At 70.9% G+C, this 15,474-nt stretch carries 9 protein-coding genes; 5 read left to right on the plus strand and 4 right to left on the minus strand.

What is annotated here, in order from left to right; all coding sequences use genetic code 11:
• Positions 1–6 precede the first annotated feature (6 nt).
• Positions 7–2,862, plus strand: coding sequence for a sensor histidine kinase (locus LZ198_RS36115; RefSeq protein ID WP_253976689.1), 2,856 nt, complete (start codon positions 7–9; stop codon positions 2,860–2,862).
• Positions 2,863–2,873: 11 nt separating this feature from the next.
• On the opposite strand, the gene LZ198_RS36120 is transcribed toward LZ198_RS36115, so the two are convergent.
• Entirely contained in the window at positions 2,874–5,687 is a 2,814-nt protein-coding gene (locus LZ198_RS36120) for an aminotransferase class I/II-fold pyridoxal phosphate-dependent enzyme (protein WP_267145503.1), read from the minus strand.
• A 241-nt stretch (positions 5,688–5,928) separates the two neighbouring features.
• Here LZ198_RS36120 and glsA point away from each other — a divergent pair, with 241 nt between their 5' ends.
• The 3 genes from glsA (at position 5,929) to LZ198_RS36135 (ending at position 9,710) form a co-directional block, all read left to right on the plus strand.
• Positions 5,929–7,083, plus strand: coding sequence for a glutaminase A (glsA, locus tag LZ198_RS36125; RefSeq protein WP_253976690.1), 1,155 nt, complete (start codon positions 5,929–5,931; stop codon positions 7,081–7,083).
• Positions 7,084–7,357: 274 nt separating this feature from the next.
• Complete coding sequence (locus LZ198_RS36130; protein WP_253976691.1) at positions 7,358–8,566, plus strand: porin; 1,209 nt, start codon at positions 7,358–7,360, stop codon at positions 8,564–8,566.
• A 94-nt stretch (positions 8,567–8,660) separates the two neighbouring features.
• Positions 8,661–9,710 (plus strand): LysR family transcriptional regulator, encoded by a 1,050-nt coding sequence (locus LZ198_RS36135; protein ID WP_253976692.1) that lies wholly within the window; start codon positions 8,661–8,663, stop codon positions 9,708–9,710.
• On the opposite strand, the gene LZ198_RS36140 is transcribed toward LZ198_RS36135, so the two are convergent.
• Positions 9,629–10,627, minus strand: coding sequence for a cyclase family protein (locus LZ198_RS36140; protein ID WP_253976693.1), 999 nt, complete (start codon positions 10,625–10,627; stop codon positions 9,629–9,631). The two genes, LZ198_RS36135 and LZ198_RS36140, sit on opposite strands and share 82 nt — an antisense overlap.
• Positions 10,628–11,040: 413 nt before the next feature.
• Here LZ198_RS36140 and LZ198_RS36145 point away from each other — a divergent pair, with 413 nt between their 5' ends.
• Positions 11,041–12,456 (plus strand): sigma 54-interacting transcriptional regulator, encoded by a 1,416-nt coding sequence (locus tag LZ198_RS36145; RefSeq protein WP_253976694.1) that lies wholly within the window; start codon positions 11,041–11,043, stop codon positions 12,454–12,456.
• 75 nt (positions 12,457–12,531) lie between these two features.
• Here LZ198_RS36145 and LZ198_RS36150 read toward each other — a convergent pair whose 3' ends face one another.
• Both LZ198_RS36150 and LZ198_RS36155 read right to left on the minus strand, forming a co-directional pair.
• A complete protein-coding gene (locus LZ198_RS36150) occupies positions 12,532–13,923 on the minus strand; it encodes a serine/threonine-protein kinase (RefSeq protein WP_253976695.1) in 1,392 nt (463 codons plus the stop codon).
• Positions 13,924–13,938: 15 nt separating this feature from the next.
• A complete protein-coding gene (locus LZ198_RS36155; protein WP_253976696.1) occupies positions 13,939–15,417 on the minus strand; it encodes a hypothetical protein in 1,479 nt (492 codons plus the stop codon).
• Positions 15,418–15,474 lie beyond the last annotated feature (57 nt).

Raw genomic sequence — 15,474 nt, forward strand, 5'->3', positions numbered from 1 at the left:
GCCGCCGTGTGCTTGATCGTCGCCCTGGTGGCGACGGCCGTGCTGCTGGGCTGGGGGCTCGGCGCCTGGCGGCTCGTCCAGGTGGTGTCCCTTCCAGGCGCGGGCATGATGATGCCCAACACGGCCCTGGGCCTGCTGTGCGCGGCGACCGGCCTGAGACTGCTCCAGGACGAAGAGGCCCCGCGCGCCGCGCGGCGCCGGGTGGGACGGGGGCTGGCCATCGCCGTGCTCCTGCTCGGCGTGTTCACGCTCGCCGAGTACCTGATTCCCGCCGACCTGGGGATCGACCGGTTCCTGTTCGCCGATACCGTGCGGAGGCTGGCGCCGAAGACGCCCGGACGTCCGTCGCCCCTCACTTCGGTCTGCTTCGTGCTGACCGGGACGGCGCTGCTGCTGCTCCACGTGCAGACCCGACGAGGCTGGCACCCGGCGCGTCCGGTCGCGCTGCTCCAGGCCATCCTCGCGGCGCAGGCGCTCATCAGCTACGTCTACCTGGAGGAACCCCGCCTGGGCCCGCCGCAGGTCGGCTCGCACGCCCTGCCCTACTACCCCGTGGCGATCCACACGGCCCTGCTCTTCCTGCTCCTGGCGCTGGGCATCCTCGCCGTCCATCCGCGCCATGGCATCATCGGCGTGCTGCTGCGGGATGACGCCGGGGGCCTCACGGCGCGAAGACTCCTGCCCGCGACCGTCCTCCTCCCGCTGATCGTCTGGGGCCTGCACCTCCTGAGCGAGCGACATGGCCTCTGGGGACTGCCCTTCAACACCTCCGTGTTCGCGCTCATCACCGTGGCCGTGTTCCTGGCCATCCTCGCGCGCAACGCGAACGCCCTGTCCGGTCTGGATGTGCGTCAGCGCTCGAGCGAGCGCTCCCTGCGGGTGTCCGAGGCGCGCTTCGCGAGCATCATCAACCACGCGGCGGACGCCATCATCACCATCGACTCCGCGCAGCACATCACCCTCTACAACACCACCGCGGAGCGCGTGTTCGGCTACACGCGGGACGAAGCCCTGGGCCGGCCCCTGGACGAGCTGCTCCCCTACGGCCTGAAGTCGCTCGAGGCGGACGGCGACACCCCGGTCGTCACGGAGGGACGTCAGCCGCTGGTCGGGCGACGCAGGAACGGCGAGGAGTTCCCGGCGGAGGCCACCATCGCCCAATTCCAGACCGACGAGGCGGTCCAGCGCACCGTCATCCTGCGAGACATCAGCGCGCGGGTGCGGGCCGAGGAGGTCCTGCGCGACCGGGAGGAGCTGTTCCGCGCGGCCTTCGAACACGCGCCCATCGGCCTGTCCCTGGTGGACCTCGACGGACGCTTCCTCACCGTCAACGAAGCGCTGTGCGCCATGCTCGGCTATTCACGCGCGGAGCTGCTCCAACGCACCTTCCAGGACATCACCTACCCCGAGGACCTCGCCACGGACCTCGAACACGTCCGGGAGCTGCTGCGGGGCCAGCGCGGCACCTACCAGATGGAGAAGCGCTACTTCCACAAGCAAGGCCCGTTGGTCACGGTCCAGTTGACGGCGTCGCTCGTCCGCGGCGCCCGGGGCGAGCCGCTCTACTTCATCTCCCAACTCCAGGACATCACCGAGCAGAAGTTCGTCGAGGAGTCCCGTCGGCTCCTCGCCGAGGCGGGCCCGAGCCTCGCCAGCTCACTGGACCCGCACACCACGCTCCTCACCGTGTCTCAACTGGTGGTGCCGTCGATGGCCGACTTCTGCATCACCGCCATGCTCGACCCCCACGGGCGACTCATCGCCCAGACGAGCCGGGCCAGCGCGCCGGAGAAGCGCCACATGCTGGCGCAGATGCTCCAGGAGTATCCCCTGGTGCCCTTCAGCCAGGGACACATGGCCGCCCAGGTGTTCGAGACGGGCCAGCCGGTGTTGCTCCCCGACATCCCCGAGGCGCTCCTCCGGCAGAACGCGGAGGACGCCCGCCACGAGTCCCTCCTCCACCAGCTCGCGCCCCGCTCCTGCATCATCGTGCCGCTGTCCGCCCGGGGGCGCACCGTGGGCATCCTCATCCTGGTCGCGTCCGAGTCGGGAAGACGTTACGGGAAGCGGGAGCTGAGACTGGCCGAGGACCTGGCGCTCCGCGCGGGGCTCGCCATCGACAACGCCAACCTCCATGCGAAGTCCGAGCAGGCCACCCACCTGCGCGACGAGGTGCTGCGCATCGTCGCCCACGACCTGCGCTCGCCCCTCAACATCATCTCCCTCAGCGCCGGAACCCTGCTCAAGCGACCGGCCACCGAGCGGGGCAATGACCCGCGCCCCCTGGAAGCCATCCAGAAGGCCGTCACCCGGGCCACCCACCTCATCGAGGACCTGCTGGACGTGGCGCGCCTGCAGGGCGGACATCTCTCCGTGGAGCGACGACCCGAGTCGACCTACGCCCTCTTCCGCGAGGCGTACGAGCTGCACCGCGCGCTCGCCGAGGCCAACCAGGTGCATCTGCACCTGGACGTGCCGCTGGACCTTCCCGCCGTGTTCGTGGACCGGGACCGGGTGCTCCAACTGCTGTCCAACCTGGTGGGCAACGCCCTCAAGTTCACCCCCACCGGAGGGGCCATCACCCTGCGCGCCGAACCAGGAGGGGACGTCGTGCGCTGCTCGGTGAGCGACACCGGCTCCGGCATCCCCGAAGACGACCTGCGCCACCTCTTCGAGCCCTTCTGGCAGGCGCGCAAGGGCCGCGAGGGCGCGGGCCTGGGGCTCACCATCGTCAAGGGAATCACCGAGGCCCATGGCGGCCGGGTCTGGGTGGAGAGCCGGCCCGGCGTGGGCAGCACGTTCTTCTTCTCGCTCCCGGTGTTTCAGGACGCGACGACGTCCAGGCCCGAGTGGCACGTCTGAGGCGCCGCCCGTCAGTGTGGCGACGGAGGCTGGCCCTCTGGCGCCCAGTGCAGGCGCGCTGGTGGTTCGACCTCCCGCCCCCGCGAGGCGGCGAGGTCCAGCGCGTCATCCGTGAAGACGCTCAGCCCCAGCTCGGGCCGGTAGCCGTGGACCTCCTTCACGTCGAGCTTGCGCATGAACTCGACGATGCCGGGACTCACGCGCTGCCCCGGCACGAGGATGGGGAAGCCGGGCGGGTACGGCACCACGAAACGCGTGGAGACCAGCGCGCGCCCCGCCTCCAGCGCCTCGGAGGCCTGCGCCAGGGACAGGTACTCCGCGTTCTCCTCGCGGTAGGCCAGGAAGAACGCACTGCGGAGGTCCCCCTCGCCCACGCCGCCGTCGGGCTCGAACGCCTCGTGGAAGCCGCTGAAGTCCGGCAGCGGCGGCAGCTCCTCCGTGATGGCCCGGACCTGGCCGTCGAACAGCCGGCGCTCGGCCGCCGTGGCCTGGGCCAGGCGCGCGTCGAGCTGCTCCACCTCGTGGCGCAGTCCATCCAGCAGGAAGGACAGCGAGCCCCAGGTGACGCCGATGGTGGCGTTCATCAGCACCGTGTTGATGGACGTGTGGTTCACCTGGATGCCCAGCCGCTTCATCAGCACCTGGCTCCGGAAGGCGAAGCCATTGCGCCCGGTGAGCGCGGTGAAGAGCGTCAGGCGCGTGGGGTCGAGCACGAACTCGTCCTGCGCCCACGCGCGCGTCATCGCGTCCACGCTCGCCGCGCCGGGCCCGACGTAGCGGTCGAGTCCGGACTGGCGGAAGCCCTCCGGCACCATCTGGTCCGCGTCCAGCAGGCGCAGGTAGCGGTGGAGCAAGGGGTCCTCCCTCAACCGCTCCCGGAGCCGCAGGGCCAGCTGGTACGCCTCCTTCACCATCGCGAAGCCCTCCAGGTCCACCTGCCGGCGCGCCAGGTCCAACGACGCGACGAGCTGGTGGTTGGGGGACGTGGTGATGTGCGTGAAGTATGCCTCCGTGAGGGGCGCCGCCGCGCGACGCTCGAAGTCGTCGTCCCAGACGTGGATCATCGAGCCCTGGCGGAACGCGGACAGGGATTTGTGCGTGGACTGCGTGGCGTACACGCGGATGCGGACCTTGTCCGGGTCCGGCAACAGCCGCTCGTCCAGCGCCTGGCCGGACGCCGCGGGTCCGCCCAGGTCCCCACGTCGCGCGCGCCACGCCCGATACTCGTCGCGATACTCGCGCCCCCGCAGCCGCTCCGACATGCGCCTCGCCGCCGCCATCGCCGTGCGTTGACGCGCCAAGGGCATGAACGTGGCATAGGCGAACCAGGCCTCGTCCCAGAGGAAGGCGAGGTCCGGCTTGATGGCCAGCAGCTCCTCCATCACCCGCTGCGGGTGGTACACGAGCCCGTCGAAGGTGCAGTTGGTCAACACCACCAGCTTCACCCGCTCCAGTCGCCCCGCGTCCCGCAGCTCGAGCAGCTTCGCCTTCAGCGCGCGCAGCGGCACGCCGCCGTACATCGCGTACTCCCTCACCGGATACGCGTCGAGGTACACGGTGTGCGCGCCCGCCAGCACGAGCCCGTAGTGGTGTGACTTGTGGCAGTTGCGGTCGATGAGCACCACGTCGCCCGGCTGGAGCAGGGTCTGGTGGACGATCTTGTTCGACGTCGACGTGCCGTTGGTGACGAAGAACGTGTGCCGCGCGCCGAACGTCCGCGCGGCCTTCTCCTGCGCCTCCTTGATGGAGCCGGTGGGCTCCAGCAGCGAGTCCAGCCCCCCGGCCGTGGAGGACGACTCCGCCATGAAGATGTTGGGGCCGTAGAAGTCCCCCATGTCCCGCAGCCAGCGCGAGTTGTAGACGGAGTGCCCGCGCGCGATGGGCAGCGCGTGGAAGTTGCCGATGGGCCTCGACGCGTACTCCTTCAGCGCGTCGAAGAACGGCGTCCGGTAGCGCTCGCGCACGCCGTCCACCACGGTGACGTTCAGCTCGTGGGGCGACTCGTAGCGGTAGAAGACGCGGTCGAACAGGCGCTCGGTGTGCAGCTCGCGGCCCGCGAGCGACTCGTCCGTGACGAGGTACAGGTTGATGTGCGGACGCAACCTGCGCACCCACCGCGCCACCACCAGCGCCGCCTCGTCTCCACGCCGCTCCGCCTCCAGGAGCAACGGCTCCAACGTGGAACGGAACTGCTTCACCGGAGCCCGGGAGCGCAGCGGCAGGTCCTGGCGCACGACGCAGGCCTGCACGTCGTCGTTGACCAGCACCGCCACCAGCGCGTCCTCCACCGAGCGGACCTGGAGCAGCTCGTAGACGAACTGCCGCTCCCCTCGCTGGGCGTCGAGGATGCCCAGGCGCACGCGGGTGAAGTCCTCCGGCGCCATGTCGTCCACCACCAGCGTGGTGAAGTAGTGCGTCCCCTCCGGACCGAAGCGCGCGTCCACGCCCGCGCCCGGCCAGCGTTCGAGCCCCTCCGCCAGCAGCACGGCCCTGTCGCGGTGCAGGCTCAGCAACGCCACCAGCCGGCGGACCTCCTCGGCCAGCTCCTCCACGTCGTGCCTGCGCGCCATCTCCGCCAACTGGTGGAGCCGCGCCTCGCCGGGGAAGACGAACAGCCGTTCGATGGGGTGGACCTCCGCGAAGAGGGCGAGCACCTGCTCCACGTGCTCTGACGAGACGAGGCGCTCGGCCTTCCGCGCCACCAGCCTCGACACCTCCTCGCGCAGCCGGTTCCACACGTCCAATCGGACCTGCTCGGGATTGAGGACCGCGGAAAGCAGGTGCGCCTGGACACCCGACTCCAGAGTGGTCATCGGCTCCGCCATGAGACGTCGTCCTTTCGTCATGAGCCCCGCGTGACGCGGCGTGCGCGGATGGCGCACCCAAGGTAGACGCCACGTCGGCACCGCGAAGCCTGGACGACAGGGAGGGGACATACGACCTGGACGACCGATGGACCGGCTCGTGCGCGCGAGTGCTCCGCCGCCTGCCTCCCCCGGATTGCGGCGACGAAGCGGGCGCCCCACTCCTCAACCCACCATCGCCAGTCGAGCTGGAGGAGAAGACATGAAGCGCAAGGTCCACGGTCGCGGAAGCGGGTTGCTCACCTCCTGTCTGCTGGCCCTCGCCAGCCCTGGCGTCGTCCTGGCCCAGGGAGCCCAGGGCGCGCCGGCACCATGGGCTCCGGCGCGCGCGAACACCGCCGCGGGCGACCAGGCCATGCCCTCCGAGGAGGAGATCCAACGGGCCCTGGTGAAGGCCCACCAGCAGTTCAGCGGGACGAAGGAAGGCAAGAACGCCGACTACATCCCCTACCTGGCCAAGGTGGACTCGAAGCTCTTCGGACTGGCTGTCGTCACCGTCGACGGGCGCGTATTCGTCGCGGGTGACGCCTCCAAGCCCTTCCCCATCGAATCCATCGCCAAGCCCTTCACGCTCGCGCGCCTCATGGAGGAAGTGGGGCCGAAGAAGGTGGAGGACACGATCGGCGTGGACGCCACGGGCCAGCCCTTCAACTCCATCATCGCCATCGAGATGGACGAGCAACACCGCGCCGGCAATCCACTGGTCAACGCGGGCGCCATCACCACCGTCAGCATGATTCCGGCCCAGACGCCGGAGGCCCGCTGGAAGAAGATCAGCGACAACCTCAACGACTTCTCGGGTGAGTCCCTCCAGGTCAACCAGGACGTCTACAAGTCGGAGACGGAGACCAACACCCGAAACCAGTCCATCTCCGCCCTGCTGGAGTCCTACAAGGTGCTGGGCTCTCCGCGCGAGCAGGCCCTGGACCTGTACACGCGCCAGAGCTCCGTCAACGTGTCGACGCGGCAACTGGCCACCATGGGCGCCACGCTCGCCAACGGCGGCGTGAACCCCCTCACGGGCAAGCGCGTGGTCAGCCCGGACACGGCCCGGCGCACGCTCGCGCTGATGGCGACCAACGGCCTCTACGAGAACACGGGCGAGTGGCTCTACCAGGCGGGCGTCCCCGCCAAGAGCGGCGTGGGCGGCGGCATCGTCGCCGTGGTCCCCGGCCGCTACGCCATCGCCGCGTTCTCACCGCCGCTCGACGAAGCGGGCAACAGCGTGCGCGCCCAGCGCTCCATCACCCAGGTGGTGAACTCGCTCGGCGACAACCTCTACGCGGCGAAGCCCGAGACCCCGAGCCCCCGGGGCACCGGCGGCGCGGGCAAGCAGGAGCTGGAGAAGGAGCCCTGACGTCGGCGCCGGGACCGTGGGCTCGACGACGTCCGTCCTCCACCCCGGACCCCGGTGACGCGCCCTCCGCGCCGGCACATCGCGGACCGGGACTCGCCGAGGCCCCCCTTCGGCCCGATGCGCATGTCGTCCAGCCGCCGAGCGGAGCCCGTCGCCGTCCGCTCCGCGATAGGCCGGGAGCCCCACGCTTGGCGACCCTCTCCCGCGTGCCCAGTCTGGCGCTCGCGGTCGTGCGGGACACTCTGCCCGGGGCCGCCCAGCGGGGGACGTGCGCATGGGTTGGATGCGAGTGGCGGCCGTCATCGCCGGGATGGGCAGCGGCCTTCTCCTGCCCACCGTGGGCCACGCGGAGGACGACGACGAGAAGAAGGAGGGGGAGGACAAACCCGCGCTCGTCGGCGGCTATGACGAGAAGAACGGCTTCCACATCCAGTCCGAGGACGGCAACTACCTGCTCGGCATCGGGCTGCAGGCGGGCTACAAGATCGAGCCCGTCTTCCTCGACGGCAAGGCCGAGTCGCGCACCGCCTTCTCGTTCCTGCGCCCCATCATGCGGGGCAACATCTTCCGGCCGTGGATCCGCTTCTGGACCTCGCTGGAGCTGGCGGACCCGCCCATCTACCTGCTCGACTCGTACGTGGAGCTCCAACCCGTGGACGCGGTGGGCGTGCGCGCGGGGCAGCAGTACACGCCCCTGAGCCGGCACGAGTCCTGGGGACCGCAGCAGATCCTCTTCCCCGAGTTCGCCGCCATCGCGAACTACTACTGGACGGGCCGCGACAAGGGCGTGACCCTCTTCGGCACCATGGAGCACCTGGAGTACTACGCGGGCATCTATGGGGGCTCGCCGCTGCGCACCAACCGCTCCGAGGCCGGCAAGTACCAGCTCAACGCGCGCGCCACGTTCTTCCCCATGGGCAAGCCGGGCTACGGCGAGCTGCCGTACATCATGTCCGGCGACGAGGAGCCCCCTCCGCTCAACGTCTCCTTCACCCTGCAGGGCGCGGGCGGCGAGGTGGACCAGGTCGCCGAGAACTTCAACCCGGAGTCGGGCGTCTTCCAGATCCTCCGCGAGGGTGAGCACAAGTTCGTCACCGGCGGCGTGGACCTGTTCATCCAGGCGCGCCGCTTCAGCTTCTTCGGCGAGGCCTACCTCAGCCGCAACAACCCCATGAACGGCGCGCCGAACTTCACCAGCATCGGCGCGTGGTTCCAGGCCGACTACGTCTTCTACAGGAAGGTGCTGGACTTCGCCGTCCGGCTCAGCTTCCTGGACCCCAGCTTCGAGCTGTCCGACGACCTCCTGTACATCGTCGAGGGTCAGGTCGCCTGGTTCGTCAAGGCCCCCCACCTGGCGTTCAAGCTGCGCTACCAGCTCGCCCACCAGCAGCCGGCGAACGGGGCCAAGGAGGCAGGCGTCGTCATCCCCACGGACGTGGGCACCTCGCAGCTCATCACCCTCCAGCTCAACCTGGCCTTCTGACGCCCCACTCCGGGCGGCGACGGCGGGCGCTCGGGGTTACAAGCCCGCCGGCGCCCGGATGACGGTCCGGGGAGGCAAGGAGACATCGCGGCGCATGAACCCCATCGACCACGCGAACCTGGCGAGGCTGGACCTCAACCTGCTGGTGGCCTTCGACGCCCTGATGCGCGAGCAGCACGTCACCCGCGCGGCCCAGCGCATCGGCATCGGGCAGCCGGCGATGAGCCACCACCTGGGGCGCCTGCGCGCGCTGCTGGGCGACGAGCTGTTCACCCGCAGCACCACGGGCATCACCCCCACGCCGCAGGCCCGCGCGCTCGCCGAGTCCGTGCGCGAGGCCCTGGCGCGCATCCAGTCCGTGCTCGTGGCCCATCGTCCGTTCGACCCGGCCACCGAGGAGCGCCACTTCCGGGTGGGCATCTCCGACGGCCTGGAGATCGCCCTCATCCCGCCCTTCCTCTCGCTCGTCGAGCACGAGGCCCCCGGCGTCACCGTCGCCCTGTCCCCGCTGAGCGAGGCCCAGGGGCCGGGCCTGCTGGACGACGGCGCGCTGGACCTGCTGGTGGGCCCGCCGCTGGACCACGCGCCCCACCACAAGCTGCGCCAGTTCTGCGCGGGCGGATACCTCTGCGTCTTCGACCCGGAGCACGTCCAGGTCGAGGGGTCCCTGCCGCTGCGGGACTTCCTCGCCCTGCCCCACGTGCGCGTGTCGCGCCGGGCGGACGCCAGCGACGCGGTGGACGACGCGTTGGCGAAGATGCGGCTGCGCCGCCGCGTGGCCGTGCAGACCGCGCACTCGCTCAGCGTCCCGCACCTCATCAAGGGCACGCGCCTGCTCGGCGTGTTGCCCCGCCGCGCCGCCCTCGCCAGCGCCCGGGGCTTCGGGCTCGCCGTCAGCCCGCCGCCCATCCCCCTGGTCGCCAACAGCATCGTGATGCGGTGGCACGCCTCGCGCGACGCGGACGCCGCGCACCGCTGGCTGCGTGAGGCCATGTTCCGCGCCGCCGCCCTGAGCGGCGAGGAGGGCCTGGCCCCCAGGCCGCCTCCGGCCCGGCGCTCGCGTCAGAAGGTCGCGATGGGATTCACCGGAGAGCCGGTGCCGCCCTCCACCGCCAGGGGCGCCACGGTGAACAGGAAGTCGTAGCGGCGGCGCGCCGCCGTCGCCTTGGCCAGCGCCTCCAGGTCCGCGTTGTCGATGACGTGGACGCCGAGGGTGTTGATCAACAACACGTGGACCGGCACCACGACGCCCTCCACGCCCGAGGGCAACACGTCCAGGCCCACGTCCGTGGCGACGACGGACACGCCCCGCGCGGCGAACCACTCCACGCTCGACGCATGCAGGCCCGCGGAGCGCGAGGAGACGTCCCAGGGCCCCACCGCCGCGCGCCGGGCCCAGCGCCCCGTGCGCACGATGACCGCGTCACCGCTCGCCACCCGCACCTTCGTCTTCCGCTCCCAGGCCTCCAGGTCCGAGGCGTGGATGGGCGTCCCGGGCTCCAGGTAGGGCACGCCCTGGAAGGCCGCCATGTCGATGAACACCCCACGCGTCAGCAGGCCCTCCCGCAGCGCGAGGATGGACAACACCGAGCACCCCTTCGCCCCCACCGTGTCCTGCGGGTGGCCGTTGTACGTCCGCCCCTCGTCGAAGATGTGGCAGAGCGCGTCCAGGTGCGTGTGCGACCACCCGTGGAACCCCACGGACCAGCGGTCCGCGCTGAACGTGGACGCGGGGGACTCGCCGGTGTGCAGCATCTCCAGCACGAAGGGCGAAGGCACGTCCGCCGCGGGGGCGGTCTCCACCGTGTGGGCCAGCGAGACGGACACGCCCTCGCGCACCCGCTTCAGGGCCTCGCGGCGCCGTGCGGGGGTGATGAGGTTGGCCGCGCCCAGCACGTCCTTCTCGCCCCAGCGCCCCCAGTTGCGGTGCTTCTCCTTCCACGCCTGGAGGTCGCGCGCCGTCGACCACCCCGCATCCGGTGCGGACGGAGGAGGCGTGGCCTCCGCGTTCGAAACGCCCAGCACCATTGCCACGACCCTGACCGCCTGGATGACTCGCATTCGATGGAACTCCCTCACCACGTGGAGCCCCATCCCTACGAATCCCCCGCGACAGGGCCCAATCGAACCTGTCGATGAGCCTCATCGACGAAGACGACGCCCCCTCCTGTAGCGCCCGGCGCCACAGGAGGGCCGTTTCCCGTGACGTTCCACGCTACAGCGCGAGCGCGTCCCCAGGAGCGCGCCAACGGCACGCGTGCTGCAGTCTCGTGGCTCGCCACACGGTCGCGATCAACCCACCACGGCCGTGCACTCCGTGTCGCATCAGGGGCAAGGGGGGCGGAGAGGGGGGACGCGGAGTCCGGCCAGCGCTCGTGCTGGTCCGGACTTCCGCGGGGTCATCCCCATTCCAGGCAGGCAGGCAGATGGACGAGAGGGGCCGGTCGTCGCATCGACATGTTATCTTGAAGCTCATGTCTTCTTCCGACCGGGCACGCGTGCCCCCTTCGCCTCCAGACGTGAAGAGTGACTCGCTCTGGAAGGTCGAGGCCCGGGAAGCCGGTGAGGAGCCCGCACACGTCACGCTGCCGTACGAGCACGGGCGCCGGTACGACACCTCCACCGTGCGCCGCTTCCGCCTGACGGTGGTGGAGGGCACCGGCAACGGCACCACGTGGGAGTCCACCGCGGACGTCTGCTCCGTGGGCTCGCATCCCCTCAACGACTTCGCGGTGGACGACTCCACCGTGTCGCGCTTCCACTGTGAGATCCGCATCGGCCCCCGAGGGCCGCAGGTGCGCGACCTGGACAGCCTCAACGGCGTCATCGTGGACGGCGTGCTGGTGGTGGAGGGCGTGCTGCGCAGCGGCAGCCTTCTGCGACTGGGCCGCGTGGTGCTGCGCTTCGACTTCAGCGCGGAGAGCAACCGGCTGCCGGTGTCGGAGCACACGCGCTTCGGCACGCTGGTGGGTGCGTCCGTGGCCATGCGCGTGTGCTTCGCGATGATGGAGCGCGCCGCGTCCCGCGACGTCACCGTGCTGCTGGAGGGCGAGACGGGCACCGGCAAGAGCCAGGCGGCCCAGGCCATCCACGATGCCAGCCGCCGCCGGGATGGCCCCTTCCTCGTGGTGGACTGCGGCGCCATCCCCGCCCACCTGCTGGAGAGCGAGCTGTTCGGCCACGAGAAAGGCGCCTTCACCGGCGCGCTCCAGCGGCGCGCGGGCGTCTTCGAGGAGGCGGTGGGTGGCACCGTGTTCCTCGACGAGATCGGCGAGCTGCCGGCCGAGCTCCAGCCCAAGCTGCTGCGCGTGCTGGAGAACCGGGAGATCCGCCGCGTGGGCAGCAACACGTACCAGCCCGTGGACGTGCGCCTGATGGCGGCCACGCACCGGGACCTGCGCGCGGAGGTGAACGCGGGGCGCTTCCGCTCGGACCTCTTCTTCCGGCTCGCGGTGCTGCGCATCGCCCTGCCCCCACTGCGCCAGCGGCCGGAGGACCTGCCGCTGCTCGTGGAGGGCATCCTCGCCTCGCTGGGCGCGGACGAGGCGCACATCGGCACGCTGCGCACCCCGGACTTCCAGGCGAGGCTGCGCCACGCCGCCTGGCCGGGCAACGTCCGCGAGCTGCGCAACTACCTGGAGCGCTGCCTCGTCTTCGAGGAGGCCGTGGACCTGTCGGAGGACGAGTCGCGCAGCGGCAACCCGCTGGAGGTGGACCCCAGCAGCCCCTACGCAGACCAGCGGCGGCGCGCGGTGGACGACTTCGAGCGGCGCTATCTGCGCGCCCTGCTGGAGAAGCACCAGGGCAAGGTCGCGCAGGCGGCCGTCACCGCGGGCATGGACCGCGTGCACCTGTACCGGCTCCTGCGACGTCACGGCATCAAGCCGTGAGCCTCACCTCCGGCCCCCGCAGCCGAGCCCCCGAGCGACGGGGGTTCCGCGCGTCACGGCCTCAAGCCGTGAGCCTCACCTCCGGCCGGTGACGCGGGACCAGATGGCGCCGCCTCCGGGCAGGGGCACCGACAGGAACCCCGCCTCGAGGTCGCGCAGCGCGGGCACCGTGGCGACGAGCCCCGGGGCCCCGCCGTCCGCCACCCAGCCGGGCACGTGCAGCAGGCTGCCGCCGCTCCCACCGCGCCCACCGCTCGCGGGGAGCCGGTCCACGTGGACGGTGATGGCCAGCTCCACGCGGGCGTCGTCGGCCCCCGCCTCCGCGCGCTCGACCAGCGCCAGCGCCGCCGCCAGCACGCGCTCCCGCACGGTGCGCTCGGAGCGCGCGTCGTCCGGCAGCGGGGCGAGCGCCATGAGGCAGCCGCTGCCTTCCATCCGGACCTCCAGCCCGGCCTCGCGCGCCACCGAGCCGGTGTGCTCCAGCAGCGCGTCCATCCGCGCGAGCGTGGAGGCATCGGGGGGATGGGACGCGCGCGCCTCGGCGTAGAGCGCCACCGCGTGCGCGTCCGCCCTCCGTGCTCGACCGCCCCCCACCGCGCGCCGCAGGTCGTCCAGCAGCACATCCACATCCGGGTAGCGCTCCTCGCGGCGCTTGGCCAGGCAGCGCAGCACGACGTCGTCGAGCGCGGCGGGCACGGGCGCGCGCTCGCTGGGCCTGGGCGCCGGCGCATGCAGGTGCTGCTCCTCCACCTCGTGGCGCGTGGCGCCCGGGAAGGGCGGCTGCCCCGTGACGAGCTGGAACAGGAGCACGCCCACCGCGTAGAGGTCCGTGCGCGCGTCCGGGGCCTCTCCGCGGATCTGCTCCGGCGCCATGGAGATGGGCGTGCCGAGCGCCACGCCCGTGTGCGTGAGCGAGGACGCCCCCGGCGCATCCTGCGTGAGCCCCTTGGCGATGCCGAAGTCCACCAGCTTCACGACGAGCGCCTCGTCGTCGCGCTCCAGGCGCATCACGTTCTGCGCCTTGAGGTCGCGATGGACGACCCCCGCGGCGTGCGCGGCCCGCAGCGCCGCGCCCACCTGCTCGAGCAGCTCCAGCGCCTCGCCTGGCGCCAGGGGGCCCCGCGCGGCCAGCTCCGCCGCCAGGTCCCGCCCCTCCAACCACTCCATGGCGATGAAGGAGCGTCCGTCCGCGAGCGTGCCGTAGTCGAGCACGTCGACGACGTTCGGGTGGCGCAGCCGCTGCAACGTGGCCGCCTCCCGCTGGAAGCGTCGCAGCGCGATGTCCCCCGACTCCGGGAGCACCTGGAGCACCTTCAGCGCCGCGACGCCCGTCCCCTGCGCATCCCGCGCGCGATACAGGGTGGAGACCGGGCCCCGGTAGTGGACGCGCTCCACCACCCAATGGCCCACCAGGGCCCCGGCCTTCAGCTCCTCACCGTAGAGCGACTCCACTCCACCCTGAATCATCGTCGAGCATCCCTGCTAGCGCTTCGAGCTGCGGACACACGCCCGCTCCTTCCCCGCCTCCACGGGCCCGCAGGCGTCATGGAGGAACGTGGTCACCGGCTCCTTCCACACCTTCCCCTTGTTGTCCTTGCACAGCTCGAAGTCTCCATCCCCCGGGACCAGCGGTCCATCATCCAACTGGCACTTGCCCTTGTTCGAAGCGGACGTGCCCCAGCACGCCCCCACCACCGTGGACGCGCAGTTCGCGCCGGAGTTGGGCAACGCGCAGACACGGTGCGCCGCATACGCCGCGGGGCTCGACCACGCCGGGTCGAAGCAGGAGTACATGTTCTTGTAGATGGCGCCGGGGATGACGACATGGTCGCCCTCCACCACGTACTTCGGCTTCTCACCCGGAGGGGCGATGTCGATCACATCCACCTGCGTCGCCAGGTACTTCGCGTCGAAGATGTTGCCGTAGAAGGCCCCCTCGCGGATGGCGAAGACCTCCTGCTCCGACAGGGCGTACCGGCTCCACATCTTGGAGTAGACGTCGATCGTGGCCACCCCGAACGTCGCGCTGTCGTAGGGCGCCGTCATGACGCTGTAGTAGCCGCCCGCCGGGCAGGTGAACGACGCCACGGGCCCCAGGGAGTCACAGCTCGTGGCCGCCTCCGCCAGACGCGTGGTGTCCCCGGAGTCGCACCCGACGACCCCCTCGCAGACCCGCAGCGCCATCTGCGCGCCCCAGGTCGAGCCCAGCATCGGCCCGGACGGACACGACACGGAGCCCCCCGCGCCGATCCAGATCTGATCCCCGGGCGTGCACACCCCGATGCCGTCCGCGATCCAGCCACAATCGCGGGACTCCCCCACCTCGCCCGCGCCGCAGCCGCTGAAGCTGCTCTTGTGCTGCGCCGTGTTCGGATCGTGCTCCGCCGGCCGCGTCACCGCCTCCAGGTAGAAGATGGAGGAATCATTCGGGACCTCGCCCCGGATGGACAGCTCCACGCGGCGTCCCAGCGCGTTGTTGCGCGCCAGCAGGCAGCCGGAGACGCGGTTGAGGCACTCCATCGTCGGCGCCTGCGTCAGCCAATCGGTGCACAGGCCCGCCTTGCCCTTCCACGACGCCGGCCCCGGCACCCCCAGCGGATTGTAGTACCCGAGCACCTGGCTCGAATCCAACGCGCAGCTCACCAGGTACTCCATGAACTTCTGCGCGTCGGGGTCGTTCAACTGCTTGCGGATGTGGGCGTTCCCCGCCATCGGATTCGGATCGAACAGCGACGACAGGCTGGAGTTCGCCAGCAGCGTCGTCGCCGGGCCGTTGGTGGAGATGGCGTTGAGGACCAGCGCGTCGGTCGACAGCGAGTTGGCGATGCGAATCTCCGACGTGCTCTCCCCGACCTCACCTGGGGCCGCTCCCTTCGGAACGCTTCCGCTTCCACAGCCAGCCAGCACCAAGGGAACCAAGGCTACGAAGAGCCGCGGGGGGCGACGGACAGTGAAATCCATGGACACTCCTCCGGTGAAGGAACGTGAAAAGTGCGAAATGCCCCCGAGGAGAAGCAC

The organism is Myxococcus dinghuensis (genome assembly GCF_024198235.1).
Taxonomy (GTDB): Bacteria; Myxococcota; Myxococcia; order Myxococcales; family Myxococcaceae; genus Myxococcus; species Myxococcus dinghuensis.